This is a genomic window from Geobacter psychrophilus (assembly GCF_056821595.1).
This window is the reverse complement of the sequence record NZ_JBXDTU010000004.1, coordinates 212,725-239,307: the sequence shown is the minus strand read 5'-3', so window position 1 is coordinate 239,307 and position 26,583 is coordinate 212,725. Positions and strand designations below refer to the sequence as shown.

Sequence of the window (26,583 nt, the reverse complement as noted above, 5' to 3'; positions counted from 1 at the left end):
TTGGCTATTTTCTAACATAAAAAATCAGAAATTAGAACTAGTTTTGAGCATTGCCAAAGCTGAAGCGCTGCGTTAATGTGTTTGGAACGTCTGACCCATACTTGAGGAGGATTCTATGAGATACCTTATTGCAATCACTACTGTTATGCTTACCATCTCGATGTGCAATGTCGTCGCGGCTGCCCCGGTTTCCAATATCCATCCTGTCAGCCAGAGTGTGGTCGAGTCCGAGGTTGGGTCGCCGGCCCCGCCCTTTACTCTGGATGCGGTGGTCAACCTGGAGTTCAAAAAGGTCAGCCTGAACGACTTCCGCGGCAAATGGGTGGTGCTGTTCTTTTATCCCGGTGATTTTACCTTTGTCTGTCCGACAGAGATCAAGGGCTTCAACAAGTCCCTGGCTGACTTTAAAGCAGCCAATGCCGAGGTGCTGGCGGTTTCCGTTGACAGCAAATTCTCGCATCTGGCCTGGCTCAAGAGCGGTGCCCTGGACAAGCTGGAGTACCCGCTGCTGTCCGATTTCAGCAAGCAGACGGCCCGCAATTACGGGGTGCTGGACGAACAGAACAGTTACGCCCGGCGCGGTCTGTTCATCATCGATCCCAGCGGCGTGATCCAGTACCGGATCGTGCACAGCGACAAGGTGGGGCGCAGTGTTGACGAGACCCTGCGGGTGCTGAAGGCGCTGCAGACCGAAGAGCTCTGCCCGATCAACTGGAAGCCGGGCGACAAGACGATCAAGAAATAAGGCGGATATTCGCTTTCGATACAATTTGACCCTATTGAAATCACAAAAGTATTCATGGAGAGAACGCATGAAAGGTTTGTTGCTGTCGGGTTTATGTATGCTGCTGCTGTTATCCGGGTGTGGTTATAATGGAACCCCGACCCGCGGGCCCGAAGGAATTATCCCTCTGACTTCGATCGAGATAATTCCGGTTAACTCAAAAATTGCAGCGGGCACCTCCACCAAACTTACGGCACGAGGATTTTACTCGGGCGTACCCAATGATATTACCGATCAAGTAGTTTGGTCGAGTAGTGACGCAAATGTGGCCAAATTCAATTTTACTACTGCACCGAATAAAAACCGGGTATCCGGTATTGCTGCGGGAACCGCTGTTGTGACCGCGACAGTGGGTAATGTATCGGCCACCTACACGTTGCAGGTAACCAATGCCACGGTCTCATCTGCAAACATGGTGATTACACCAGCTAATCCTTCAGTTCACAAAGGTTTGACCACACAGTTCACCGTGGTTGGCACCTTTTCTGACAACACTACTCAAGACCTGACTTTTGATGCAAACTGGAGTCCGGCCGCTGGCACGAACGCAAAGGTAAGCAACGATCCAGCCAGCAAAGGCCTTGCCACGGCACTTGTTGAAGGTCCTGAAACGATTACTGCGAGCTTTGATAATATCCTCCCAACCGCACCAGCCTCTACTTCTACGACGCTAACCGTTACGCCGGCGTTGCTGCAATCAATTGCGGTAACGCCGGCTAACGATACCGTTGCCGGATTAACAATAACCAAAAATTATGCTGCTACGGGTAAGTATTCCGACGGAACTACTTCCCCCATCCCCAGCACTTCCCCGGTCACTTGGGCTTCATCCCAGCCAACCATTGCTAAGATTGACCCCACGAGCGGAGTGGCCACAACTGTTGCACCGGGAACAACCTCAATCAGTGCCACATTAACAAATGCAGACGGCGTCAGTATCAGCGGGAATACTAATCTCACAGTAACAGCCCTTGTCTTAACATTGACTTCGCCAAGTCAAACAGTAGTTGTTGGAGGCACTTTAACTTTCAAGCTTACCGCCGCCCCTGCTGGCGGTACAGCACAGGATGTGACTTCCATCAGTACATGGAGTTCATCAGACACCAATAAAGCTACTGTCAGCTCAACTGGAGTAGTCACTGGGGTTGCTGTTGGTCCAACCATCATTTCTGCTGTTTATAACGGTCAAACTGTTACAGCTAACGTTACAGTTCAATAAAAGAGTTGAAACATTGCCACTACCAGGAAGGAACCACATGAAACGTACATATCAATTGATAATTACCCTCTGTCTGCCACTTGTACTCTGCAGCCAGGTCCAGGCACAACACACTGGCCCCTATGTGGGGGCATTCCTGGGAGGCAACTATCTGATGACCTCCAAGGGCAGCGACAACCTGGGGAGCTTTGGCCTCAAGTTCGATCCGGCCATGCAGGGGAGTGCTGTAGTCGGATGGGACTTCGGTTCCAGTAATCCGATCGGGGAGGGGCGGGTCGAGCTTGAATACACCCATCGCAGCAATCCGCTTAACGAAGTGAGTTTTTCCGGCGGGAGCGTCAAGGCGGGCGGCGACGTGGTTGTAGACAGCCTGCTGGTCAACTGCTGGGGGGTCTTCCATAATAAAAGTCCCTGGGCACCCTATGTCGGCCTTGGTGCAGGTGCAGCACTCATGGAGGCCTCCGGACTGAAGGTGATCGGTCAACCCTTTGCCAGCGGCACCTCTACGGTATTTGCCTACCAAGCGGGGACGGGAATAGATTTTGCTCTGAATAATTATCTGAATCTTGATCTCGGTTATCGTTTTTTTGGTACTACACAGCCACGGTTCACCGAGGCAAATGGCAATAAATTCAAGATGGAGTATTTCAATCACAGTGCCGTGCTAGGTCTGCGGGTGGGATTTTAACCGCTGAGATTATAGACGGGAGAGACAGAATTTAACCTAGTGCGACAAACCGCCACGCGAATGAACAACAAGGAACTGATATGAGAACCTGCCTGTTACTGGTTGATTTTCAGAATGATTATTTCCCCGGCGGCAGCATGGAGCTTGTCGGCATGGAAGAAGCTGCGGCACATGCGCAGCTCCTTTTGAACGAATTCAGAAAATCAAAATCACCTGTCATCCATATCCAGCATGTTTCCAGTCGCCCGGGAGCGACGTTTTTTCTGCCTGAGACCGATGGGGTGAACATACATCACATGGTATCTCCCCAAGATGATGAAACCGTTGTCGTGAAAAACTACCCCAACAGTTTCCGTGGCACAGTGCTGCTGGAACTGCTTCAAAAAGAACAAGTCAGCAATCTGGTCATTTGCGGCGCAATGAGCCACATGTGCATCGACGCAACCACTCGTGCTGCCTTTGATTCGGGTTTCGATTGTATTGTTGCCGAAGACGCCTGCGCCACAAAAGAGCTGAATTTCAGGTGCAAGACCATACAGGCATCAGAGGTACACGCGGCCTTTATGGCGGCATTGTCAATCCTCTACGCCCAGGTGATTTCAACAAAAGAAGTTATCGAAGGCAGGGCATAACGATCAAATAGTTTATGTCGCGGCAATCAGATCTGCGCAGGTCGTGTTTAAGCCGTTGAGAGAGTAAAATGTTTATTCTGAAAAAACTGATCACCCCCTTCGTCATCCCGCCCGGTTTCTTTGTCCTCATCCTGCTGCTGGCTGCTGTCTGGTTGTGGCGGCGCAAACTGCGCTGCTGCGCCTTGATCAACATCGTCATGGCACTGCTGCTCTGGGCTCTTTCGATAGCTCCTGTTTCGGATGCGTTGATGGGCAGGCTTGAGGCCGGTATGACGATCCCGCCGCATGTCCGGGGGGATGTCATTATCCTGCTGGGGGGCGGTATTCATGAAGAGGCTGCTGATCTGACAGGCCGCGGTACACCCGGCGAGGATTCGATGGCTCGCCTGGTGACGGCTGCCCGTTTGTATCACCGGCTGCATATCCCGATCATCATCTCCGGAGGGAGCGTCTATGCGGGCAGAGCCCCCGAGGCGCCCGTCATCAGGCGTTTTCTGGTTGATCTGGGAGTCAGTGAAAACCATGTGCTGCTTGAGCCGCACAGCAGGGATACACGGGAGAACGCGATGTATAGCCAGGAAATCGTGAGACTGCATGGTTTCAGATATCCGCTGCTGGTAACGTCCGCCTACCACATGCGCCGTTCCGTCCAGGCCTTTCAAATGGTGGGGATGCCGGTAACTCCCGTCCCCGGCCATTTCGCGACAGGTAACGGTCTTACGTATATCTGGTCGGACTTTCTCCCGAGCGCGAGACACCTGGTGCATTCGGCCTCAGCTCTTAGGGAGTACCTCGGGCTGCTGTTTTATAAGGTTATGTGATGGTGGATTGGGAGATAGACGCAGGCGTTCTCTGCGTCTCCGCGTGAGGCCGGTTTTGAGCGCAGTACCCGGAAGTTGACGGCCCAGGCTAGCGCCCCGTTTTTCTGAGTCGTTCATTCTCCGTCTTGAGGCGGTCGATTTCCGCCTTGAGACGGGCATTTTCTTCTTTGACCTGTTCTATCGTGTATTCCTGCTGCGGTGTCTCACGTTCTGCCTTTTTCACAGATTCACTTGCATTGCTGTTAACAGGAACCGTGCTGACGACATTGGTGGGAGGAGGGCTGTTCTGCTCCGGAATAACCTTGGGGGCGCTGAAGTCGACGTTCTCTGTCAGGCCGATCTGCCTGCATTTGCCCCCTCTGTATTCCTTGAGCGCTTTCTTTGTCGCATAACATGCACTCGGATTCAGCAGGTGCTTGAGCCCGCTGCAATCACCCGCTTCCTTTGTCTTCAGTGCCTTCTCTTCCTTGATGCACCTGTCATACTCCACGCCGGCCAGGGCATTTCCCGTTATCAAAAGCAGCAGTGCGGCTGTGATACATACGTTTTTCATGTAGTCCTCTCGATTCTTAACCAGCCGAAACCGGGCGATTTTTATGAACTATAGTCGCCTGCCTGTGAATTGTAAACCCGATTCCTTCAACACCAGCTCTGCCCGTATACGCACTGCTGCAGCCTTTCTATTTCGCGACAGCTGTAGTACTATGATCAGCTTATCACTATAAACCGGAGTTGTAATGAAGCTGACAGACGAACAGGCCCGCAGAATCATCCCCTATATCATTGAAGCGACCGGCCTCAAGCCGTTTCAGGTCGAACATACCGTCGATCTCTTGCAGGAAGGCGCCACGGTGCCATTCATTGCCCGCTACCGCAAGGAGCAGACCGGCGAACTGGACGAGGTCCAGATCCGCACGGTTGAGGAGCAGTTCACCTATTTCTGCGAGCTGGAGGAGCGCAAGTCCACGGTCCTCAAATCCATCGACGAGCAGGGCAAGCTGACCCCCGAGCTGCGGGAGCGCATCGAGGCCTCGCGCCAGAAAACCGAAGTGGAAGACCTGTACCTGCCGTACAAGCCCAAACGCCGCACCAAGGCGACCATCGCCCGGGAGCGGGGGCTGGAGCCGCTGGCCGATATCATGGCTGCCCAGGAGCTGACCACGGGAACCGCCGAGGCGGCGGCTGGGCCCTTCATCGATCCCGCAAAGGAGGTGCCCGATGCAGCGGCCGCCCTGGAAGGGGCCGGGCATATCCTGGCCGAGCGTCTTTCCGATAATGCCGATGCCCGTACCTACGTGCGGAGGCTGACAAAAGAGCAGGGTGTGATGACCGCGCGGGTGGCGGCAGCTTTCAAAGAGCAGGTCACCAAGTTCGAGATGTATTATGACTATCAGGAACCGCTCAAGGTGATCCCTTCGCACCGTATGCTGGCCATGCGGCGCGGCGAAAAAGAGGAGGTGCTCTACCTCTCGATCAGCGCGCCGGTTGATCAGATCCTGGCAGGATTGAAGTCGCGCCTGATCCTGCGTGAAAGCATCTTCGGTCCGCTGCTGGAGCACGTAGCCGAGGATGCCTACAAACGGCTGATCGCACCCTCGATCGAGGTGGAACTGCGCCTGGAGAGCAAGGACCGCGCTGATGAGGCGGCCATCCTGGTCTTTGCCCGCAATCTGCGCGACCTGCTGCTGGCGCCGCCGGCCGGTGGCAAGCGGGTGCTGGGGATCGACCCCGGCTTCCGCACCGGCTCCAAGCTGGCGGCGGTCGATGGAACCGGTCGCTTCCTGGAGCATGTTACGGTCTACCCCCATATCGGCGAGGGGCGTGTGCCCCAGGCCCGCCAGGACCTGCTGCGGCTGGTCGAGACCCACGGGATCGAAATGATCGCCGTCGGTAACGGTACCGCCGGCCGCGAGATGGAGATCTTTGCCAAGGAGACCTTGGCTGCTGCCGGACGGCCGCTGTCGGTGGTGTCGGTCAGCGAGGCGGGGGCCAGCATCTACTCGGCTTCGGACATTGCCCGGGAAGAGTTCCCGGAACTGGACCTGACGGTGCGTGGCGCCATTTCCATCGCCCGTCGGCTGCAGGACCCGCTTGGCGAGCTGGTCAAGGTGGATCCCAAGAGCATCGGCGTCGGTCAGTATCAGCACGATGTCAATCAGGCCATGCTGAAGAAGTCGCTGGACGGTGTGGTGGAGTCGTGTGTCAACTACGTGGGAGTTGATCTGAACACCGCCTCCTGGGCGCTGTTGGCCTATGTTTCCGGTGTTGGTCCGGCCCTGGCCAAGGCCATTACCCGTTACCGCGATGAAAACGGTTCCTTCATCACCCGCAAGGCCCTGCTCAAGGTGCCGCGCTTCGGGGCCAAGGCCTTCGAACAGGCGGCCGGATTCCTCCGCATCCGCGACGGCAAAAATCCGCTGGACAACACGGCCGTCCATCCCGAACGCTACCGCCTGGTGGAGGCCATGGCCGCCGACCTGGGCGTCTCTCTGGGAGAACTGGTTGCTGATCCGGCCCTGGTGGACCGGATCGATCTGAAGCGCTATGTCTCCGACAGTGTCGGGCTGCCGACGCTGAATGATATCATCGCCGAGTTGAAGAAGCCGGGGCGCGACCCGCGCAGCCAGTTTCAGACCGCCACATTCCGCGATGATATCCGCGAGATCAGCGACCTGCAGGAGGGGATGATCCTGCAGGGGATCGTGACCAATGTCACCGCCTTCGGTGCTTTTGTGGACATCGGCGTGCACCAGGACGGCCTGGTGCATATCAGTCACCTGGCCAACCGCTATGTCAAGGATCCCAATGATGCCGTCAAGGCCGGGCAGGTGATCAAGGTCAAGGTCCTGTCCGCCGACCCGCAGCGCAAGCGGATCGCGTTGTCGATCAAGGAAGCGGAGCAGGGTGGGAAAGCGTAGTTTGCAGCCTGTAGGAATTTACCTCCCCTCCCTTGACGGGAGGGGATTGAGGGGTGGGTGAAGCTGCCAGCTGAGTAAAATATGGCAAATTCCCCCTCCCCCGAACCCCCTCCCGCAAGGGGAGGGGGGAATGTCAGAAGGTTCTGAATAGTTTAAATTCAACCGAAGTCAGGAGTTCAGGTTATGGAAGAGAAAGAAAAAAAAGTATGGCGGTTGGCAGCAGATTCGACCGCCGGTCGTCTGTCAGCCCGCAAAGTGGGCAAATACCAGCCGACCATGGAGGAGGATGCCTCTCCGCAGGTCGCGCGGGATAATATTGTCAAGGAAATGATGCGGATCTTCGACGGGTTGGTGGGATGTACGACGAAGCGTACCGGGGTGAGCCTGGATTTTCTGCATGCCCATAAATCCAAACCGGCCAGCGGTACCCAGAAAAAACTGGAGCAGGAAATCTACCGGCTGATCAAAGGGCTGGTCGAACTGAATTCCCCCAACACCGGTTTTGCCCTCAATGTCCTGTTCAACAACGGCACGTACTATTACAACAAGGCCGCTGTGCCGCCCTCCTTCGGGATCTTTCTGACATCGCTGGTTGAGTTTCTGGAAGGGCACGACTGCCTGAACGTCTGTCCCGTAGAGATGGTGAAGCTGAAATCACTCCTCAGCCGGGTTTAGCAACGTTCCACTTCTGAGATGCGTCGCCTGTCCCTCAGGAGGCGTGTTTGCCTGATTTTTTTGATGGTTTCAGGTGAGCCATGAAGACCACATGCCGGAGGCCGCCCCGCCCGGGGCGATCGGTGGTTACGGTGAAACCGGCACTCCGCAGGCGCTTGTCAAAACTCTCGTCATACTGTTCCCCCCACACAGCCACAACACCGCAGGGCTTGAGCGCTGCCCGCATATTCTCGATGGCACGGCTGCCGTAGAGCGGGTCGTCGCTGTGGTGCGTCTTGGCATGCGGTCCGCGATAGAGGTCGAGGACGATGGCATCGAAGCGCGCATCACCGCCGTTCACGGCGCTGCGGCGGATGCGGTGGGCAACATCGCCGATTTCTACGGTTACCCGCGGATCTGCGACAGCACTGTCGGTGAGGGGGGCCAGGGGGCCACGGCACCATTCAACGACGGTCGGGTTCAGTTCGGCCACAACGACCTGGGCGGTAGCGGGCAGGGTGTCCAGCACCGCCTTGAGCGTAAAGCCCATGCCCAGGCCACCCACCAATACCCGCGGGCCTTCACTCTCCTTCAGATGCCCGCAGCCGAGCTGCCCGAGCATCACCTCGGATCGGTTAGCCAGGCTGTTCATGAGCACCTGTGGGCCGATCATGATCAAAAAATCACGCTCGCCGCGCTGACGCAGTTCGAGTGACCCTTCGTCTGTAGTGATGCTTTCAATTGTCTTCCAGGGCTGTGCCATGCTGACCTTCCTTTTGTACGTTATAAATTATCTCTGATTTTTTAGAAATGTCCGGTTAGATCTTTGCGTTGGGCTGAAATCCCCTCCCTCTTGAAGGGGGAGGAACCCGGACCCTGCTGGTTTGGAACCGGTTATGTGATTCAATCACCCGGCTCTGCCATCAACAGGCGGTTCTTGGGCGTGATATCGCCCGGGATCATCTGGGTCATGACCCGGTAACCGCCCGCCCGCAGGCGTTCGGCCCTCAGGACATCCATTGCCAGCGGCCCGTCCAGCCAGCCCTGTAGTCCTCCCAGGTCGGCCTTGTTCAGGTCGTGACAGCAGGGCAGGACCGCCACCCGGGCCCCGACGGCCAGGGCCCGTTCCAGCACCAGGTCGGTCAGGCCGCCGCAGGCGTGTACCGAAACAACCAGGTCGCCCCGCTCCAGCGGGATCGATTCCAGCTCCGCCTGTATCAACTGTACCCGCCCGTTTAGGCGTGGCCATGTATCTTCCAGGACAGCCGCCAGTCGTGCGGCGCTGGCCGGGATGCTCCGGTCGACTGCAATGGCGCCGGGCGAACTGTCATCCAACAGCAGGAGCAGGTGCGCCAGCAGGCCATGTCCGCAGGCCAAATCAATCACCCGTCCGCCACGGAAGCGGCGCCGGACCCGGCGGGCAACCTCCCAGGCTTCATACAGCTCTTTGCGCGGCAGACAGCCGGCCCGACAGACCGCCCGGGCGACACGGTCAAAGAGACCCTCGCCGGGGAACTGGGGCAGGAGCCTTTCCGTCAGGCGGTTTTTGGAGGAGCGGTCCATGCCTGTCAACTGACACCGATGATTTCAAACTCTTTGCAGTTATTGCCGACGCCGATTTTGACCGGGTCCCCGACGGTTTTGCCGATCAGGTCCCTGCCCAGGGGGGATGCCGGGGTGATGACTACAATCTCGTTACCGGTCGGCTGGTCAACCAGCTTCATGCCCCCTTCCAGCGGTCCGATAAAGACTGTTTTCGATGTGTCGTCTTCGCCTGCCAGCATGACCAGCGCGGTCAGGCCGATCGGGCTGCTGTCATCAAAGAGCTGCAGCGTCAGCTGTTTGTAAGATTCCAGTGCCCGCCTGATCTCCTGGGCCCGGTTGGCCTGTCCCTGGGCCACATACGAGGCTTCCAGGGCGAGGGTTTCGTACTTGTTGTCGGGGATGTTTTCCTCGTGGGTGGATGCTTCGTGGGCTGCTTTTGCGGCATTGAACTGGACCGCCAGGTCATGGGTGAGCTGCTCTACGATGAGCTGGAGGATATGGGTCTTATTCATGATTCATATGGGCTGTGAAGTTCCTTGAAAATATTGCACACTATTTGACGCACGTCATAATAACGAGGTTCTTGATCGATTAGGATCTGCACTATAGCACAAAAATTGATGCAGTACGACAGGAGGAATACATATGTGTGAGTGCGGAGCTTCCCGGACACCGGGAGTAGGGCCTTTTGCGTCCGGCAGGGCGTTGGTGGAGTTTGTTCTCAATGCCCACGGCGGCTCGGTGGCAACGTCGAAACTGCCCGGCGGCGGACTGGAAAACAGCTGCCAGGGGTGCGGTGCAGCATTTATACTGGAGACCTTTGTTCAGAGCTGTCCGTCCTGCGGCGGGGTACATGCCGTCTCGCCGCCGCGCGCCACTGATCCGACTGCCATTCAGTTTGCCGGGGCCGATTTTGTACTGCCTGCGTGAGACTGATGCCGCTCGAACAGCTGGAACTCTTAAATGAACAAATAAAATAATCCCCTCCCCCCTGGCGGGGGAGGGTTAGGGTGGGGGGGATGTTGCTATGGAATTGGCACGTTGCACCTTCACCCACCCCCTAACCCCCTCCCGTCACCAGAAGTAGGTGCCTCTAGGCAAGGGAGGGGGAACTATAGAAAAAATAGAGCTACAGTGTACCGGCTCAGTGCAGGGTAATTTCATTCCTACTGGAAAAGATCAGGATGCTTTTATCGGTGCGCGCAAGGGCCTTGATCTCCAATTCCCGCGAAGTGGCGGAACTGCGTGTGTGCCCGCTCTCCTGATAAACCACCTGCAGCGGCCGGCGTCCACGAAAGTATTTGGCCCCCTTGCCCGCGGCATGGTTGTCGAAACGCCGCTGCATGTTGGTCGTGATGCCGGTGTAGAGCGTGTCGTCCGAGCAGAGGATCATGTACACCAGCCAGTTCATGGGCGGGCCGGCGATACGGTCTTGATCAGGGGGATGAAGCCCGGGGGCAGTGTGTCCATGCGTTCCTGGCCCAGCTCCTCCAGGGCGGTCCGCATCCTGTCTGCATCGGCAATCAGAGCTGCAACATCCACCCATTGACACGCATCTGATACATGGCGCAAATAGCCGGCACCACCCTTCAGCAGGCTGACGGCCCCTCCGAAATTTCCGTTTCGCCAATGGTGCAATGCCACCGCTATCTGGATGATCCCCTGATAAAAATCACGCACCTCGCCCGTTTCTCCGATCCAGAGATCCTCCACGGTTTCATGGCACTCGAACCATTCACGGCTGTTGAATTCCCGGATGGCCTGCAGGAGTTGTCCGGGGGGGGATTCGTTGCATGATCTGTTCATACTTACACCAGCAGTGCAACCGGCTTTTCCAGGATGGTCCGCAATTCCGCCAGAAAGCGGGCCGCATAGGAGCCATCCACGCTGCGGTGATCGCTGGACAGGGTCACGCGCATGGTTGCAGCGGCAACCACCTGGCCATTGCGGACGACCGCCCGTTCTTCTACAGCACCCACCGCCAGTATGGCGATCTGTCCCGGCATGATCAGGGCGTTGAATTCCTCCACGCCATACATCCCCAGGTTCGAGATCGAGAAACAGCCTCCGCTCAGTTCCGCTGAAGACAGCCGTCCGCTGTGGCATTTTTCGATCAAGCGCTTCGATTCGCTCTCGATCTCCGCAACGGTCAGGCGGTCGCAGTCCCTGAGCGTCGGCAGCAGCAGTCCGTCCGGCAATGCCACGGCAAAATTGATGTGCATGCCGACGTCTGCAGCGGAGCCGGCCACACGCAATAGCGGGAAATCCGCCAGTGTGCGGGCGCAGGCCTTGACCAGCAGGGCATTGTATCCGACCGGATGGGCTCCCGTCTTCAGTTCGCGAACGATCTCACTGCAGGCCTCCATGTCTATTTCCATCGTGACACCGAAGTGCGGTATGGTCTGCCAGGATTGGGTAACTGCGGCGGAAATCGCCTGGCGCATGGAGCTGGCCGGCTGGCTTGCGTCGGGTTCTGCGGGCAGTGCTTGCTGCATCCCGGCGGCTGAGGGAGCAGCCGGGGCGGCTATCGGTTCCTGTAGCGTGGCGTGCTGCGTGGCGAATCCGGCCAGATCGTCCTGGGTGATTCTCCCTTCAGGGCCGCTGCCATGAATCAGCCCCAGATCGATGCCCTGATCACGCGCCAGGCGTCGTACCAGCGGTGAGGCCTTTTCATGCTCCTGCTCCGGGTGAAGCGGTGCCGGTTGCGGTGCTGTCGGCTGTGCCGGCGCAGTCGTCGCATCTGCCGCTTCGACAGCAACAGTCGGGGCGTCAGGGGTGTTTTTTTCAGGAACGATAGCTGGTGTTTCAGGCAGTTCTCCCGGTTCGCCGATCAGACCGAGTACGGTTCCGACCGGAACCAGTTCTCCTTCTTTGGCCGTGGTTTTGATAAGCACACCCGAGGCAAAGGCCTCCAGTTCCATGACCGCCTTGTCCGTCTCAACCTCGGCAATGATATCGCCCCGCTCGATGTGGTCGCCAATGTTCTTGCGCCACCCGGCAAAAAGCCCCTCCGTCATGGTGTCGGACAGCTTGGGCATGGTGATTTCTTTAGTGCGTGAGAAGGTGTTTTCTGCATTTTTCTGGCAGAAAACATCTTCGTTAACGCACTTATCCTGCTTGTCAGGGCTTGCCATTTCGGAACCCTCCGTTAACGTGCAAATTCCTTATTGAGCTAATATATCCGGAATCGTTGCAATTTAACAGAGTTAACGCTTGCCCTTGTTCTCATGTCTCAATGGCCGATCTGATGTAACCTTTCCCAACCTGTTCAACGGGCTCTTACGTGCCAATAAAAAAAGGCCCTGCAAATTGTCGCAGGGCCTTGATGTAAAGTTGGTTCAGACAGCTACTTTTCGTATGTCAGGGCAGCCAGTTTCTGATAGTACTCGAAGCGGTTGGCGGTCCAGGTGGAGGCCTTTTTCATCAACACTGAGGCGGCCTCCGGGTTGATCTTGCTCAGCACCTTGTAGCGGTTTTCGCCGTTGGCGAAATCCTCGAAACTGGTGGTCGGGGCCTTGCTGTCCAGCTGCAGCGGGTTTTTCCCTTCAGCAGCCAGGGCCGGGTTGAAACGGTACAGCGGCAGGTAGCCCGAGGAAACCGCTTTCTTCTGCTCATCCACGGCCGTGGTCATGTTGATGCCGTGGGCGATGCAGTGGGCATAGGCCACGATGATCGAGGGACCGTCATAGGCCTCGGCCTCCATGAAGGCCTTGACGACCTGCCGCGGATTGGCCAGGGAGACACTGGCGACATACACATAGCCATAGGCCATGGCCATCATGCCCAGGTCCTTCTTGGCCATGACCTTGCCGCCGGCGGCAAACTGGGCGACGGCGCCGATCGGCGTGGACTTGGACGCCTGCCCGCCGGTGTTGGAATAGACCTCCGTATCCAGCACCAGGATGTTGACGTTTTTGCCCGAGGCGATGACGTGGTCCAGACCGCCGTAGCCGATGTCATAGGCCCAGCCGTCGCCGCCGATACACCAGACCGATTTCTTGACCAGGTAGTCGGCCAGGGGCAGCAGCTGCACGGCTGCCTTCTCTGTGCACCCCTTGAGGGCCTCCTTCAGCTGTGCAACCCTGCCGCGCTGGGCCTCGATTTCAGCCTGGCCGTTCTGCTCGGAGGCCAGGATCTCTTTCATGATCGGCAGGAGCGGCTGGCAGGGGGTGCAGTCACAGCTGCCCGAGAGTTCGGTCAGCAGTTCGCGGGCCGATTCGGTGAACTTGTCCACGGCCAGACGCATACCGAAACCGAATTCGGCGTTGTCCTCGAACAGGGAGTTGGACCAGGCCGGTCCACGGCCGTCGGCCCGCTTGGCCCAGGGTGTGGTCGGCAGGTTGCCGCCGTAAATGGAGGTGCAGCCGGTGGCGTTGGCGATCATGGCCCGGTCGCCGAACAGCTGGGAGAGCAGTTTCAGGTAGGGGGTCTCGCCGCAGCCGGCACAGGCGCCCGAATATTCGAAAATCGGCCGGACCAGCTGGCTGCCCCGCAGGGTGTCCAGTTTGAGCTTGGTGGCGTCCATATCGGGCAGGGCCAGGAAGAATGCGTAGTTGGCAGCTTCGGCGCTTCTGAGAGGTGCCTGGAACTGCATGTTGATGGCCTTGTGGTTCGGGTTTTCCTTGCTTTTGGCCGGGCAGTTGTGCACGCAGGCACCACATCCGGTGCAGTCTTCCGGGGCAATCTGGATCGTGTATTTCAGCCCATTGAACTCGGGCAGCTTGCAGTCGGTTGATTTGAAGGTGGCCGGCGCATCCGCCAGCAGCTTTTCGTCATAGGCCTTCATGCGGATGGTGGCATGGGGGCAGACGAAGGAGCAGATGCCGCACTGGATGCAGAGCTCCTTGTCCCAGACCGGGATATCCACGGCGATGTTGCGCTTCTCGTACTGGGAGGTGGCGGTCGGGAAGGTGCCGTCGATCGGCATGAGGGAGACCGGCAGGTCGTCGCCGAAGCCGGCGATGATCGGGCCGGTGACTTCCTGGACAAACTGCGGAGCTGTCCCGGCAACCGGAGGCGGCATGGTAATGGTGCTGGTGGCCTTGGCCGGCACCGTAACCTCGTGGATGTTCCTGAGGGCTTCATCAACGGCGGCATTGTTCATGGCGACGACCTTGTCGCCGGCCTTGCCGTAGCTCTTCTTGATGGCCCCCTTGATTTCGGCGACCGCCTGCGCCAGCGGGATGATATTGGAGATTCTGAAGAAGGCGGTCTGCATGATGACGTTGATGCGGGCGCCCAGCCCCAGTTCTTCGCCCAGTTTGATGGCATTGATGACGTAGAACTTGAGCTGCTTGTCGATGATCTGCTGCTGGACCTCCAGCGGCATCCTGTCCCAGACCTCGTCCTGCCCGAAGGGGGAGCAGAGCAGGAAGGTGCCGCCATGTTTGGCCTTGGCTACCATGTCGTACTTCTCCAGGAAGGTGAAGTTGTGGCAGGCGATGAAGTCGGCGTTGTCGATAAGGTAGGGGGCCGTAATGGCCTGCTTGCCGAAGCGCAGGTGTGAGACGGTGATGGTGCCGGCCTTCTTGGAGTCGTAGACGAAGTAGGCCTGGGAAAAGTTGTTGGTGGTCTCGCCGATGATCTTGATGGTGTTCTTGTTGGCGCCGACCGTGCCGTCGGATCCCAGACCGAAGAACATGGCCTCGTAGGTGCCGCCCATCTCCGTACGGAAGGCGGGATCAAAGGGCAGGCTGGAACCGGTAACATCCTCGTTGATGCCGACGACGAAGTTTTTCTTTGGTTTGGCTTCTTTGAGGTTGTCGAAGACCGCCTTGGCCATGGCCGGGGTGAACTCCTTGGAGCCCAGGCCGTAGCGGCCGCCGACAATCACCGGGTAGCCGTTTAATTGACAGCTGCCGTCCGACATGGCTTCGCCGATGGCGGTGCGCACGTCCATGTAGAGCGGTTCGCCCAGGGAACCGGGTTCCTTGGTGCGGTCGAGGACGGCGATGCTTTTGACGGTTTTGGGCAGTGCCTTGATGAAGGCGTCCAGCGGGAAGGGACGGTACAGGTGTACCTTGACGACGCCGACCTTTTCGCCCTGTTTGACGAGAGTGTCGACGGTGTCCTGAACCGTATCAGCCCCCGAACCCATGACTACGACGATGCGTTCCGCATCGGCTGCACCGGCATATTTGACCAGCTTGTAGCTGCGGCCGGTGATGCCGGCAAATTTATCCATCTCCTCCTGGACGATCGAGATGCAGGCCGGGTAGAAGCGGTTGACGGTTTCGCGCCCCTGGAAGTAGACGTCCGGATTCTGGGCGGTGCCGCGCATGACCGGCCGGTCGGGGGAGAGGCCGCGCAGTCGGTGGGCGTTGACCAGTTCGTCGTCCATCATGGCGCGCATGTCGTCAAAGGTCAGCTCTTCAACCTTCTGGACTTCATGGGAGGTGCGGAAACCGTCGAAGAAGTGCATGAACGGAATACGGCTGCGCAGGGTGGCGGCCTGTGAGATCAGGGCAAAGTCCATGACCTCCTGGACGTTGTTGGAACAGAGCATGGCCCAGCCGGTGGAACGGCAGGACATGACGTCCGAGTGGTCGCCGAAAATAGAGAGCGCCTGGGTGGCCAGCGCGCGGGCCGAGACGTGGAAGACGGTGGAGGTGAGTTCACCGGCGATCTTGTACATGTTGGGGATCATCAGCAGCAGACCCTGGCTGGCGGTGAAGGTGGTAGTCAGTGCGCCGGACTGCAGGGCGCCGTGGACGGTGCCGGCCGCGCCCCCTTCGGACTGCAGCTCGGCCACCAGCGGCACGGTGCCCCAGATGTTTTTCTCGCCGGCGGCACTCTTGATGTCGGATATCTCGCCCATGACGGACGACGGGGTGATGGGGTAGATGGCGATGACTTCGTTGGTGGCATGGGCCACATGGGCGGCGGCAGTGTTGCCGTCGATGGTTACCATTCTTCTGGACATGCTATGGGGTCTCCTGAGGGTATAGGTATAAAGGTCCCCTCTCCCTGAGGGAGAGGGGTGGGGAGGAAACGTCGGATGTCAGGGAGCGGTTGCCCCTTCATCCGGCCATCGGCTACCTTCTCCCGGAGGAGAAGGGCTAAGTATCTCTAGTTTTTCAGGCTTCTAAATATTCTGCACATCCACCACGGCAATAGCGGCCATCTTGACGATGTCATCGACACTGTCGCCGCGCTGCAGGACGTGCACCGGTTTGTTCATGCCCATCAGGATCGGACCGATGGCCTCGGCGCCCCCCAGGTGGTGCAGCAGCTTGTAGCAGATGTTGCCGGAGTTCAAGTCCGGGAAGATCAGGATATTGGCGTTGCTCTTGAGCTTGGAGAAGGTGAAGCCTTCCAGCAGTTCGGGAACAACGGCCGTGTCGGCCTGCATCTCGCCGTCCACGATCAGCTCGGGGGCCCGCTCCTTGACGATCTCCACCGCCCGCCGCACCTTCTTGGCCTGGGGGTGGTTGACCGAACCGAAGTTGGAGAAGGAGAGCATGGCTACCCTAGGTTCGATATCCAGCATGCGCACCTTCTCGGCCGCCAGGATGGCGGTCTCGGCCAGTTCTTCGGCGGTCGGATCGATGGTGACGGTGGTGTCGGCCAGGAAGTAGACGTCATTCTTGAAGACCATCATGTAGAGGCCGTGCACGCTGGAGAGTCCCTGCTGCTTGCCGATGACCTCCAGGGCCGGGCGGATGGTTTCGGGATAGTGGGTGTCGATGCCCCCCAGCAGGGTGTCGGCATCGCCCATGCGCACCATCATGGAACCGAAGTGGGTGCGGGACTTGCGGCGCAGGATGCGCTGGGATTCGGAGAGGGTCAGTCCCTTGCGCTGGCGCAGGTTGTAAAGATCTTCGGCGTATTTTTCCGTCAGCTCCGAGTCGGTCGGGTCGATGATCGGTATCTCCAACTCAATATTGAGTTCCGCCAGCTTCTGCTCGATCTTCTTTTTGTCGCCGATCAGGATCGGATGGGCGATCCCTTCTTCCACCAGTTCCTTGGCGGCCCGCAGGATCTTTTCATTGTCACCTTCGGGGAAGACGACGGTCTTGGGATCACTCTTGGCCTTGTTGATGATCATGCGCATGATCTCTTTGGATTTGCCCTGGGTCGATTCCAGGTGCTCGATGTATTTGGCCATGTCCTCGATCGGCTGGCGGGCCACGCCGGTCTCCATGGCAGCCTGCGCTATGGCCGGAGCGACGTGCAGCAGGACGCGCGGATCAAAGGGTTTGGGGATGATGTAGTCGCGGCCGAAAGCGAATTTCTGGTTGCCGTAGGCCTTGCAGACCGAGTCGGGCACCTCTTCCCGGGCCAGCTGGGCCAGGGCCTTGACAGCCGCCAGTTTCATCTCTTCGTTGATGCAGGTGGCGCGGCAATCCAGGGCGCCGCGGAAGATGAAGGGGAAGCCCAGCACGTTGTTGACCTGGTTGGGATAGTCGGAACGGCCGGTGGCGATCATGACATCCTTGCGTACGGCATGGGCATCTTCCGGGGTGATCTCCGGGTCGGGATTGGCCATGGCGAAGATGACCGGGTTGGGGGCCATGCTGGCAACCATCTCCTTGGTAAAGGCCCCTTTGGCGGACAGGCCGAACAGGACGTCGGCACCGTTGGCGGCCTCTTCCAGGGTGCGGAAGGGGGTGTCGGCGGCGAAGAGCTCCTTGTAGGGATTCATCCCTTCGGTCCGGCCCTTGTAGATGACCCCCTTGGTGTCGCACATGATCATGTTATTGGGCTTGACCCCCAGGGAGATGGCCAGCTTGGCGCAGGAGTTGGCCGAGGCGCCGGCACCGTTGACGACGATGCGGATATCCTCGATCTTTTTGTCCACCAGGTACAGAGCATTGAGCAGGGCGGCGGAGGAGATGATGGCGGTGCCGTGCTGGTCGTCGTGGAAGACCGGGATCTTCATGGTCTTCTTGAGGGTCTCTTCGATGTAGAAGCATTCCGGAGCCTTGATGTCCTCCAGGTTGATGCCGCCGAAGGTCGGTTCCAGCAGCTGGCAGGCCTTGATGATCTCGTCCGGGTCCTCGGTGTCCAGCTCGATGTCGAAGACGTCGATGTCGGCAAAGCGCTTGAAGAGGATGCCCTTGCCCTCCATGACCGGCTTGCCGGCCAGGGCGCCCAGGTTGCCCAGTCCCAGGACAGCGGTGCCGTTGGAGACGACCGCCACCAGGTTGCCCTTGGCGGTGTACTTGTAGGCGTCTTCCGGGTTCTGCTGGATGGCCAGGCAGGGCTCGGCCACACCCGGTGAGTAGGCCAGCGACAGGTCGGCGGCGGTCTGGCACGGTTTGGTGGAGATGACTTCGATCTTGCCTTTGCGACCCATGGAATGATAGTCGAGGGCGTTCATTTTTTTGCTCATACTATGTTTTCTCCTGTATTTGCTTAATTTAGTCAGATTGCCCGCTTTACTTCAAATCCCACCTAACCCCCCTTTGTGAAAGGGGGTTGAGGGGGATTTGCCTGTGATCTACGGCTTATAAATCCGCAGCAGTGCCTGGGCCATCTCGGCCGGGCTGTCCGCCACGCTGATGCCGCACTCCCGCAATATGGCGACCTTCTCGGCCGCAGTGCCCTTGCCGCCGGAGATGATGGCGCCGGCATGGCCCATCCGTTTGCCGGGCGGGGCGGTGACCCCGGCGATGTAGGCCGCTACCGGTTTGGTCATGTGCTCCTTGACAAAGTACGCGCCTTCTTCCTCCGAGGTGCCGCCGATCTCGCCGATCATGATCACGGCGTCCGTGTCGGCATCGGCCTCGAACATGCGCAGGACGTCCAGGTGGTTGGTGCCGTTGACCGGGTCGCCGCCGATGCCGACGCAGGTGGACTGCCCCAGGCCGAGGCAGGTCAGCTGCCAGACCGCTTCGTAGGTCAGGGTGCCGGAACGGGAGACGACGCCCACCCGACCCGGTTTGTGGATGTAGCCCGGCATGATGCCGATCTTGCATTCGCCGGGGGTGATGACACCCGGGCAGTTGGGGCCGACCAGGCGGGTCTTCTTGCCCTTCATGTACTGTTTGACCTTGACCATGTCCAGGACCGGGATGCCTTCGGTGATGCAGCAGACCAGTTCGATCCCGGCGTCGACCGCTTCCATGATGGAGTCGGCGGCAAAGGGGGGCGGTACGTAGATGACGCTGGCCGTAGCGCCGGTCTGGTGTACGGCATCTTCGACGGTGTCGAATACGGGAAAGCCGTCGATGGTGGTGCCCCCCTTGCCGGGGGTGACGCCGCCGACCATCAGGGTGCCGTAGTCGCGGGCCCCCTGGGCGTGGAACAGGCCGGTGGCACCGGTGATGCCCTGGGTGATGACTTTGGTGTTCTTGTTGATCAGGATACTCATTTGGCACCTCCATTGACGGCCAGGACAATTTTCTGGGCAGCGTCGGCCATGCCGTCGGCAGCAACGATGTCCAGGCCGCTTTCGGCCAGGATCTCTTTGCCGCGGGCGACATTGGTCCCTTCCAGCCTGACGACCAGGGGTACGTTGAGCGAGACCTGTTTGGCGGCTTCAACGACGCCGGTGGCGATGATGTCGCACTTCATGATGCCGCCGAAGATGTTGACCAGGATGCCCTTGACGTTCTTGTCGGAGAGGATGATCTTGAAGGCTTCAGTGACGCGCTCGATGGTGGCCCCGCCTCCCACGTCCAGGAAGTTGGCCGGGTCGCCGCCGTAGTGCTTGACGATGTCCATGGTGGCCATGGCCAGACCGGCACCGTTGACCAGGCAGCCGATGTTGCCGGTCAGGGAGATGTAGGAGAGTTCGTGCTGGGAGGCTTCGACTTCGTTGGGATCCTCTTCGTCGTAGTCGCGCATGTCACTCAGTTTGGGGTGACGGAAGACGGCGTTGTCGTCGAAGCCGAATTTGGCATCCAGGCAGATCAGGGTCTCCTCTTTGGTGATGACCAGCGGGTTGATCTCCAGCATGGAGCAGTCACAGGCGATAAAGGTTTTGTAGAGTCCCTGCAGGACACTAACGGCCTTGCCCACCAGCTTGCCGCTCAGCTTCAGGGAGAAGGCGATCTTGCGGCACTGGAAGGCGGTCAGGCCGACCAGGGGGTCGATGGTTTCGGTAAAGATCTTTTCCGGGGTCTTTGCTGCGACCTCTTCGATGTCCATGCCCCCTTCGGTGGAGGCCATGACGGTGACTTTGGATGTGCCGCGGTCAACTACCAGGGAAACGTACAGTTCATTGGCGATGTTGCAGCCGTTTTCCACCAGGACGCGGGTGACCAGTTTGCCTTCCGGTCCGGTCTGGTGGGTGCGCAGGGTCATGCCGAGCATCTCGCGGGAGATCATGCGGACCTCATCGGCGGTCTTGGCCAGCTTGACGCCGCCCCCCTTGCCGCGGCCGCCGGCGTGGATCTGGGCCTTGACGACCCAGGGGCCTTCCCCCAGGCGCTTGGCCCACTCGCGGGCACCGGCGCTGTTGTAGCAGACGTGGCCGTCAGGAACCGGTACGCCGAATTCCCGCAGGATTGCTTTGGCCTGGTATTCGTGGATGTTCATCTGTTTCTCCTTTACAAGTTTTGTTCTGAAGTATTAACGCATCTGTCTCTAACTTGATTATTGATATATATGAACGTTAAGGTCAGTTACCGCATGACCACGGCCAAGACCTTGACCTCGTTGCCCCCGGATGAAAGCAGACGGTGCTTGAGGTTGGCGTCAAAATAGACGCTGTCTCCCTCGCTGAGCACAATGCGCTGGTCATCCAGCAACAGTTCGGCGGTCCCTTTCATGACAAACAGGAACTCTTCTCCGTTGTGGCTGTAGGTATCGGTGTTGGTGACCTTTTCGTTGAGTGTGATGAGAAAGGGATCCATCTTTTTGTTCTGTTTGCGGACGGACAGGGACTCGTAGAAATAACCATGGCTGGTGCCGTCCTTGGATACCACCTTGGGCACAACGGTGCGCTCAGTATGCCGGAGCACTTCAAAGGGGCATTCCTCTTCGCTTTCGTTGAAAAAATGTCCGATTTTGACATCGAAAAAATGGGCTATTTTGGAAAGGGTAGCGATCGGGGGGGAAACGTTATTGTTTTCGATCTGGGAAATAAGCGCGGTCGAAAACCCTGTTTCTGTGGCCACATCCTGAAGCTTCAGTTTCTTGGCACGGCGAAGCTCCTTTATTTTGGCCCCGATATTATAGTCATGTGACTTTAATCCGGTTAATTCAGACATTTACTGGTTGTGCTCCCTTCCTGGTAAGCTGGCTGCTTGTGCAACCTGTCACTATAATCATTGTTCTATTATCATCCGGTTTAGTAATGATAAAATAATTCATTACAGATAAAAGTCAAACATATAATTTATTTTTGGTAAATTATTTTATTTAAACTAAAGTGGTCACGGGTGGTGCGTCGAGCTTTGGTGGGGATCAGGCGATAATCAGGCAGGTCTGCTTATGGGGGTGAATACTGGGGGACGGTTTCAATACAACACGCTGAAACAGCCGGGGATTTGATCCCCGGTGCGCATTGGTAAATGGCGGCACGTGGTCAATTCTAATAACAGCAGTTAACCACAGATACATAGGGTGAACACGGATAAAACCTAAAGATTCTAACAATTAATCCTTCGCCTTTTTTTGTTTACAATCTTTTGCATTTAATTATTTGATTTATCTGTGTTTATCCTTCATCCCCGTTTCAAATGCTTTTTATAGGTTAATAGTTGCCGGCCAGGACGTCCCTGACCGCCTGGGAGATGTCCCCGGCCTGGGGAATACAGATCTTTTCTATCTTGCGTGAATAGGGCATGGGCACATCCAGGCCCGAGACTCTCTTGACCGGGGCCTGAAGCAGGTCGAAGCAGGCATCGTAGATCCTGGAGCTGATCTCGCCCCCCAGGCCGCAGGTGCGCCAGCATTCCTCCACCACCACGACCCGGCCGGTCTTGCGGACCGAGGCCAGAACCGTCTTCATATCCAGCGGGGCCAGGCTGCGCAGATCGACGACTTCACAGGAAATACCTTCTCCGGACAGCTCTTCGGCCGCCTGCAGGGCCAGGATCGTCATGCGGGCATAGGCGACGATTGTGACCTGATCACCCGGGCGCTTGACTTCGGCTGTGCCGATGGGCACCAGGAACTCCGGGTCGTCCGGTACCTCGCCCTTGCTGTTGTAGAGCAGTTCGTGCTCCAGGAAAATGGTCGGATTGTTGTCGCGGATGGCGCTTTTCAGCAGCCCCTTGGCGTCGGCCGGTGTGGCGGGGTAGAGCACGTGCATGCCGGGGCAGTGCATGAAATAGGTCTCCAGGCTCTGGGAATGCTGGGCGCCCAGCTGGCTGCCGCCGCCCCCCGGCATGCGGATCGTCATGGGCAGGAAGGTCTGTCCGCCGAACATGGAGCGGATCTTGGCCATGTGGTTGACGATCTGATCCATGGCCAGCAGTGCGAAGTTGACGGTCATCAGTTCGGCCACCGGACGCAGGCCGCCCATGGCCGCCCCGACCGATACCCCGATAATCGTGTTCTCGGAGATTGGGGTGTCCTTGACCCGCTCTTCGCCGAACTCCGCCAGCAGTCCCCGTGTAACCTTGAACGAGCCTTCATACAGTGCCACATCCTCTCCCAGCACGAACACCGACGGGTCGCGGCGCATCTCTTCCTTCAGGGCCAGGTTGAGTGCATCCCGATAGGTCATCTCAGACATAGATATCCTCCCATACGGTACTGTCTTCCGGCCAGGGTGACTGTTCGGCAAACTGTACCGCTTCCTCAACGGTTGCCCGACAGCGGACCTCAATGCTTTCGAGTTGTGCCCGTGAGGCGATGCCCTCCTCGATCAGCTGCTTGGCATAGCTGGGCAGCGGGTCACGGGCCTTCCAGACGTCATGCTCGGCTGCGGAGCGATACTTGGCCGGGTCGGCCATGGAATGCCCGCGGAAGCGGTAGGTGGTGGCCTCGATGAAGTAGGGGTGGCCGCTCTCACGGACCTTTTCCGCGGCATGCTTGACCGCCTTGTAGACAGCGATCACGTCCATGCCGTCCACTTTTTCGGAGGGGATATCGTAGCCGCAGGTGCGCTTGTGGATGGATGCCAGGGCCGAGGAACGATGCACCTCCGTACCGATGCCGTAAAAGTTGTTTTCGCAGATGAACAGCACTGGCAGTTGCCAGAGCTGGGCCCAGTTGAGGGACTCGTGGAAGGTGCCCTGGTTGACCGCTCCGTCGCCGAAGAAACAGGCGGCAATGCGGTCCTCACCACGGTATTTGGCGCTGAAGGCCAGGCCGACCGAGATGGGGAACTGCCCGCCGACTATGGCATATCCGCCCATGAAGTTCAGGGAGGGGTCGAACAGGTGCATGGAACCGCCCTTGCCCTTGCAGACTCCGGTGGCCTTGCCGAACAGTTCGGCCATGACCCGCCGTGGTTCAGCGCCCCGTACGATGGCCTGGGCATGTTCGCGATAGGCGGAGAGGATGTAGTCATCCTTGTGCAACCCGGCCGTTGCCCCGACCGCGACCGCCTCCTGCCCGCTGTACAGGTGCAGAAAGCCGGTAATGTGCCCTTTGGTATATTGCTCAGCGCAACTCTCCTCGAATTCCCGGGAAAGGAACATCTGCTCGTACAACTTCAGCAATTCATGATCCGGCAGTACCATGCGTAAACTGGTGTGCATGTCTTCCTCCATGACTGTCGTTCGGCAAACTTTCTGCTGCATCAATTCAATCCTGTATGCAGGCAGTGCAACTATAGCACATTTCTTGACATCTCTGCCACAAGGCTGTTTACTTGATTGTAGGAGCAGTTGACTGGTCTGTTCCTGCCAGTTTTCTGTCTGTTGACACTGTTTTGAGGGGAGTACCTGCCATGTACGTCTTACCTGCCTATACCCCACCGGATTTTTCCTGTCCCGAACTGTTGGCCGCCCCCGTCGCACGGGTTGAAGCCGCTCCCGCGGACGGGGTGGTGCCCGATGGCTTTCATGCCACATCCAATCATCCCGAGTATGTCCATCTGGGGAACGGTGAATGGCTGCTGGCCCGGGAAAGCCGCATGGATGCGGCCATGATCCTGCGGGATCGCTCCCTGGAGGTGGTTGAGCCACGCCTGGTCAGAGTGGGCGATCCGGTGCTGCTCGGCAGAAGTGAAAACGGTGCTGAGGGGTTGTACGTTCACACGACCGGATTCGGGCAGCCGGGTGCGTTGGCCGACAAGTTCGCCTTCCGGACCCGAGGCACCCGGGAGACCCCCTTCTCACGCTCATACGACGAGCTTTACGACGTCCTGCGGCATGACAGCCGGCACGGCTACATCGTCTGGGTGCTCGGCCCGGCCGTGGCCTTCGACCGGGACAGCCGCGATGCCATGGCATACATGGTCGAGCAGGGCTACTGCCATGCCCTGCTGGCCGGCAACGCCCTGGCCACCCATGATCTGGAGGCGGCCCGATTCCGCACCGGGCTGGGGCAGGATATCTACACTCAGACCAATCAGCCCGGCGGCCACTATAACCATCTGGACATACTCAATCTGGTGCGGCGGCATGGCTCCATCCCCCTGGCTATCCGGGCGCTGGGGCTGGATGACGGCATCATTTCAGCCTGTGAGCGAAAGCAGGTACCCTATGTGCTGGCAGGTTCCATCCGCGATGACGGGCCGCTGCCCGGTGTCATCAGTGATGTCTACCAGGCCCAGGATGCCATGCGGAACCACGCCCGCCGGGCAACCACAGTGATTGCATTGGCTACGCAACTGCATTCAATCGCTTTTGGCAATATGCTGCCGGGATACCAGGTCATGCCGGATGATGGGGTGCGTCCGGTATATTTTTACGTGGTGGATATGACGGAGTTCAGTGTCGACAAGCTGGCCAACCGCGGTTCGGCCCAGGCTGTGCCGATCCTGACCAATGCCCAGGATTTCATGGTCAATCTGCGGCATAACCTGGAGTAAAGCGGGATGCCCTGATCGGAAGGGATGTGCTATGGACAAGGCGATACGAATCATCGGCGTGCCGATCGATCTGGGCCAGAGCAAACGGGGTGTGGATATGGGGCCGGCTGCCCTGCGCTATGCCGGTCTGGCGGCCCGCCTCACGGAGCTGGGCTACACAGTCCAGGACAGCGGCAATATTGCGGTGCCGATGCGGGAAGCGGTTTCGCATGAGGCCGGGCAGCATTTTCTTCCTGCCATCCGCTCGGCCTGTCAGGCTGTGTATGCAGCCGCCCGGCTGGCAACTGATGAGAACGTGATTCCTCTGTTCATCGGCGGCGATCACTCGCTGGCGATCGGATCCATCGGCGGCTGCACCCACGTGGCGCCGGCCGGGCTGATCTGGATCGACGCCCACGGCGACTTCAATACCCCGCAGACGACGCTTACCAACAATATCCACGGCATGACCCTGGCGTTGTTGATGGGTGCGGGTTACCCCGAGTTGGTCGATGTCGGCCGTCCCGGACCCAAGCTGTTGGCAGGAGATGTGGTGATGATCGGCATCCGGGAACTTGATCCTGGGGAGCGGGAACGCCTGAAGGGGAGCGGCATCACGGTCTACACCATGCGCGAGATCGACGAGCGCGGCATGGGGGCGATTACCCGTGAAGCGCTGGAACGGCTGGAACACCGCGAACGCTTGCACGTCAGTCTCGATATGGATGCCCTTGATCCCCAGGTCGGGCCGGGTGTCGGTACGGCCTCCCCCGGCGGTATCAGCTACCGCGAGGCCCAGCTGCTGATGGAGATCATCGCCGACTCGGGTCGCTGCTCCGGGCTGGACATCGTGGAGATCAATCCGGTCTTCGATCAGCTCAACCGGACCGCCCAGCTGGCGGTGGAGCTGACCGCTTCGCTGTTTGGCAAAAGGATTCTGTAACGCTTGTTTCAGAGGTGACTACTGATGACAACCTATACCGTAACCTGCAGCGCCTGCGGCACAGCAAACAGGATACCGGCTGATAAACAGGGCAGGGCGGGGCGCTGCGGCTCCTGTCGCGCCCCGCTGATGCCGATGTACTACCAGGCGCAGCAGCTCAACGAACGGACCTTTGACGGTTTTATTCACGGCTATCCAGGCCCGGTCCTGGCTGAATTTTGGGCGCCCACCTGACCGCACTGCATTTCATTCGCACCGGCGGTGCGAAAGGTGGCTGAGCTGCTGGCGGGAAAGGCGGTTGTTGTGCAGGTCAATACCCAGGATAATCCCCATCTGGCAGGGCGTTTTAATGTGCGCGGCATTCCGGTCGTGTATCTGCTGCGAAACGGCAGGGTGGTCGATCAACTGGCGGGGGCACAGACGGCGGAAGCGCTGCTGGCGTGGTGCAGGCGGCAGCTGTAATTTGTATTCGGATTTGCCGGTATGGTCTACCGATTCAATTTTCAGGTGCTTTCCTGCACCG

General features: G+C 58.5%; 24 protein-coding genes and 1 pseudogene. 11 read left to right on the top strand and 14 right to left on the bottom strand.

Features of this window, described 5'->3' with window-relative positions:
• Positions 1–115 precede the first annotated feature (115 nt).
• The 5 genes from ACOCF6_RS03360 to ACOCF6_RS03340 all read left to right on the top strand — a co-directional run bounded on the left by ACOCF6_RS03360 (position 116) and on the right by ACOCF6_RS03340 (position 4,144).
• The gene (locus ACOCF6_RS03360; protein WP_482458973.1) at positions 116–745 is read left to right on the top strand and encodes a peroxiredoxin; all 630 of its coding nucleotides are present in this window, start codon (positions 116–118) and stop codon (positions 743–745) included.
• Positions 746–812: 67 nt separating this feature from the next.
• Positions 813–2,003, top strand: a complete 1,191-nt coding sequence (locus ACOCF6_RS03355) for an Ig-like domain-containing protein (protein ID WP_482458972.1) — start codon at positions 813–815, stop codon at positions 2,001–2,003.
• A 37-nt stretch (positions 2,004–2,040) separates the two neighbouring features.
• Positions 2,041–2,691 carry an outer membrane protein gene (locus ACOCF6_RS03350; RefSeq protein WP_482458971.1) on the top strand — a complete coding sequence of 217 codons (651 nt, stop codon included), beginning with the start codon at positions 2,041–2,043 and terminating at the stop codon, positions 2,689–2,691.
• An 80-nt stretch (positions 2,692–2,771) separates the two neighbouring features.
• Positions 2,772–3,323: a cysteine hydrolase family protein gene (locus tag ACOCF6_RS03345; protein ID WP_482458970.1), complete on the top strand. Its 552-nt coding sequence runs from the start codon at positions 2,772–2,774 to the stop codon at positions 3,321–3,323.
• A gap of 68 nt (positions 3,324–3,391) precedes the next feature.
• Positions 3,392–4,144, top strand: a complete 753-nt coding sequence (locus ACOCF6_RS03340; protein WP_482458969.1) for a YdcF family protein — start codon at positions 3,392–3,394, stop codon at positions 4,142–4,144.
• Between the two features lie 88 nt (positions 4,145–4,232).
• Here ACOCF6_RS03340 and ACOCF6_RS03335 read toward each other — a convergent pair whose 3' ends face one another.
• Positions 4,233–4,697, bottom strand: a complete 465-nt coding sequence (locus ACOCF6_RS03335) for a hypothetical protein (RefSeq protein ID WP_482458968.1) — start codon at positions 4,695–4,697, stop codon at positions 4,233–4,235.
• Positions 4,698–4,881: 184 nt separating this feature from the next.
• Here ACOCF6_RS03335 and ACOCF6_RS03330 point away from each other — a divergent pair, with 184 nt between their 5' ends.
• Together ACOCF6_RS03330 and ACOCF6_RS03325 are read left to right on the top strand one after the other, a co-directional pair.
• A complete protein-coding gene (locus ACOCF6_RS03330) occupies positions 4,882–7,062 on the top strand; it encodes a Tex family protein (protein ID WP_482458967.1) in 2,181 nt (726 codons plus the stop codon).
• Between the two features lie 183 nt (positions 7,063–7,245).
• Positions 7,246–7,737: a hypothetical protein gene (locus tag ACOCF6_RS03325; RefSeq protein ID WP_482458966.1), complete on the top strand. Its 492-nt coding sequence runs from the start codon at positions 7,246–7,248 to the stop codon at positions 7,735–7,737.
• Positions 7,738–7,771: 34 nt separating this feature from the next.
• Here the strand turns inward: ACOCF6_RS03325 and ACOCF6_RS03320 are convergent, their stop codons facing one another.
• From ACOCF6_RS03320 to ACOCF6_RS03310, 3 genes are all read right to left on the bottom strand, one after another.
• Positions 7,772–8,479 carry a spermidine synthase gene (locus tag ACOCF6_RS03320; RefSeq protein WP_482458965.1) on the bottom strand — a complete coding sequence of 236 codons (708 nt, stop codon included), beginning with the start codon at positions 8,477–8,479 and terminating at the stop codon, positions 7,772–7,774.
• A 140-nt stretch (positions 8,480–8,619) separates the two neighbouring features.
• A complete protein-coding gene (locus ACOCF6_RS03315; RefSeq protein WP_482458964.1) occupies positions 8,620–9,279 on the bottom strand; it encodes a methyltransferase in 660 nt (219 codons plus the stop codon).
• Between the two features lie 5 nt (positions 9,280–9,284).
• Entirely contained in the window at positions 9,285–9,773 is a 489-nt protein-coding gene (locus ACOCF6_RS03310; RefSeq protein ID WP_482458963.1) for a GreA/GreB family elongation factor, read from the bottom strand.
• Positions 9,774–9,906: 133 nt separating this feature from the next.
• Between ACOCF6_RS03310 and ACOCF6_RS03305 the strand changes: the two genes are divergently transcribed.
• A complete protein-coding gene (locus ACOCF6_RS03305) occupies positions 9,907–10,191 on the top strand; it encodes a hypothetical protein (protein WP_482458962.1) in 285 nt (94 codons plus the stop codon).
• A 214-nt stretch (positions 10,192–10,405) separates the two neighbouring features.
• On the opposite strand, the gene ACOCF6_RS03300 is transcribed toward ACOCF6_RS03305, so the two are convergent.
• The 10 genes and pseudogenes from ACOCF6_RS03300 to pdhA all read right to left on the bottom strand — a co-directional run bounded on the left by ACOCF6_RS03300 (position 10,406) and on the right by pdhA (position 23,861).
• Positions 10,406–10,672 (bottom strand): GIY-YIG nuclease family protein, encoded by a 267-nt coding sequence (locus ACOCF6_RS03300; RefSeq protein ID WP_482458961.1) that lies wholly within the window; start codon positions 10,670–10,672, stop codon positions 10,406–10,408.
• A complete protein-coding gene (locus ACOCF6_RS03295; protein WP_482458960.1) occupies positions 10,669–11,067 on the bottom strand; it encodes a DUF309 domain-containing protein in 399 nt (132 codons plus the stop codon). Before ACOCF6_RS03295 ends, ACOCF6_RS03300 begins: the two co-directional genes overlap by 4 nt.
• 2 nt (positions 11,068–11,069) lie before the next feature.
• Entirely contained in the window at positions 11,070–12,395 is a 1,326-nt protein-coding gene (locus ACOCF6_RS03290; RefSeq protein WP_482458959.1) for a dihydrolipoamide acetyltransferase family protein, read from the bottom strand.
• 212 nt (positions 12,396–12,607) lie between these two features.
• Entirely contained in the window at positions 12,608–16,183 is a 3,576-nt protein-coding gene (nifJ, locus tag ACOCF6_RS03285; protein ID WP_482458958.1) for a pyruvate:ferredoxin (flavodoxin) oxidoreductase, read from the bottom strand.
• 162 nt (positions 16,184–16,345) lie between these two features.
• Positions 16,346–18,595, bottom strand: coding sequence for an NADP-dependent malic enzyme (locus ACOCF6_RS03280; protein WP_482458957.1), 2,250 nt, complete (start codon positions 18,593–18,595; stop codon positions 16,346–16,348).
• Between the two features lie 108 nt (positions 18,596–18,703).
• The gene (sucD, locus tag ACOCF6_RS03275) at positions 18,704–19,576 is read right to left on the bottom strand and encodes a succinate--CoA ligase subunit alpha (protein WP_482458956.1); all 873 of its coding nucleotides are present in this window, start codon (positions 19,574–19,576) and stop codon (positions 18,704–18,706) included.
• Positions 19,573–20,748: pseudogene (sucC, locus tag ACOCF6_RS03270) on the bottom strand (ADP-forming succinate--CoA ligase subunit beta); the annotation flags it as partial. The gene sucD and the pseudogene sucC, both read right to left, overlap by 4 nt.
• 83 nt (positions 20,749–20,831) lie before the next feature.
• Complete coding sequence (locus tag ACOCF6_RS03265; RefSeq protein ID WP_482458955.1) at positions 20,832–21,419, bottom strand: helix-turn-helix domain-containing protein; 588 nt, start codon at positions 21,417–21,419, stop codon at positions 20,832–20,834.
• 485 nt (positions 21,420–21,904) lie between these two features.
• Positions 21,905–22,891: an alpha-ketoacid dehydrogenase subunit beta gene (locus ACOCF6_RS03260; RefSeq protein ID WP_482458954.1), complete on the bottom strand. Its 987-nt coding sequence runs from the start codon at positions 22,889–22,891 to the stop codon at positions 21,905–21,907.
• Complete coding sequence (pdhA, locus tag ACOCF6_RS03255) at positions 22,884–23,861, bottom strand: pyruvate dehydrogenase (acetyl-transferring) E1 component subunit alpha (RefSeq protein ID WP_482458953.1); 978 nt, start codon at positions 23,859–23,861, stop codon at positions 22,884–22,886. Before pdhA ends, ACOCF6_RS03260 begins: the two co-directional genes overlap by 8 nt.
• A 191-nt stretch (positions 23,862–24,052) precedes the next feature.
• Here pdhA and ACOCF6_RS03250 point away from each other — a divergent pair, with 191 nt between their 5' ends.
• The 3 genes from ACOCF6_RS03250 to ACOCF6_RS03240 are packed head-to-tail and all read left to right on the top strand — an operon-like array spanning position 24,053 to position 26,522.
• The gene (locus ACOCF6_RS03250) at positions 24,053–25,138 is read left to right on the top strand and encodes a putative NPN-dependent ornithine cyclodeaminase (protein WP_482458952.1); all 1,086 of its coding nucleotides are present in this window, start codon (positions 24,053–24,055) and stop codon (positions 25,136–25,138) included.
• Between the two features lie 31 nt (positions 25,139–25,169).
• Positions 25,170–26,060 carry an arginase gene (rocF, locus tag ACOCF6_RS03245; RefSeq protein ID WP_482458951.1) on the top strand — a complete coding sequence of 297 codons (891 nt, stop codon included), beginning with the start codon at positions 25,170–25,172 and terminating at the stop codon, positions 26,058–26,060.
• 24 nt (positions 26,061–26,084) lie between these two features.
• The gene (locus tag ACOCF6_RS03240) at positions 26,085–26,522 is read left to right on the top strand and encodes a thioredoxin family protein (RefSeq protein ID WP_482458950.1); all 438 of its coding nucleotides are present in this window, start codon (positions 26,085–26,087) and stop codon (positions 26,520–26,522) included.
• Positions 26,523–26,583 lie beyond the last annotated feature (61 nt).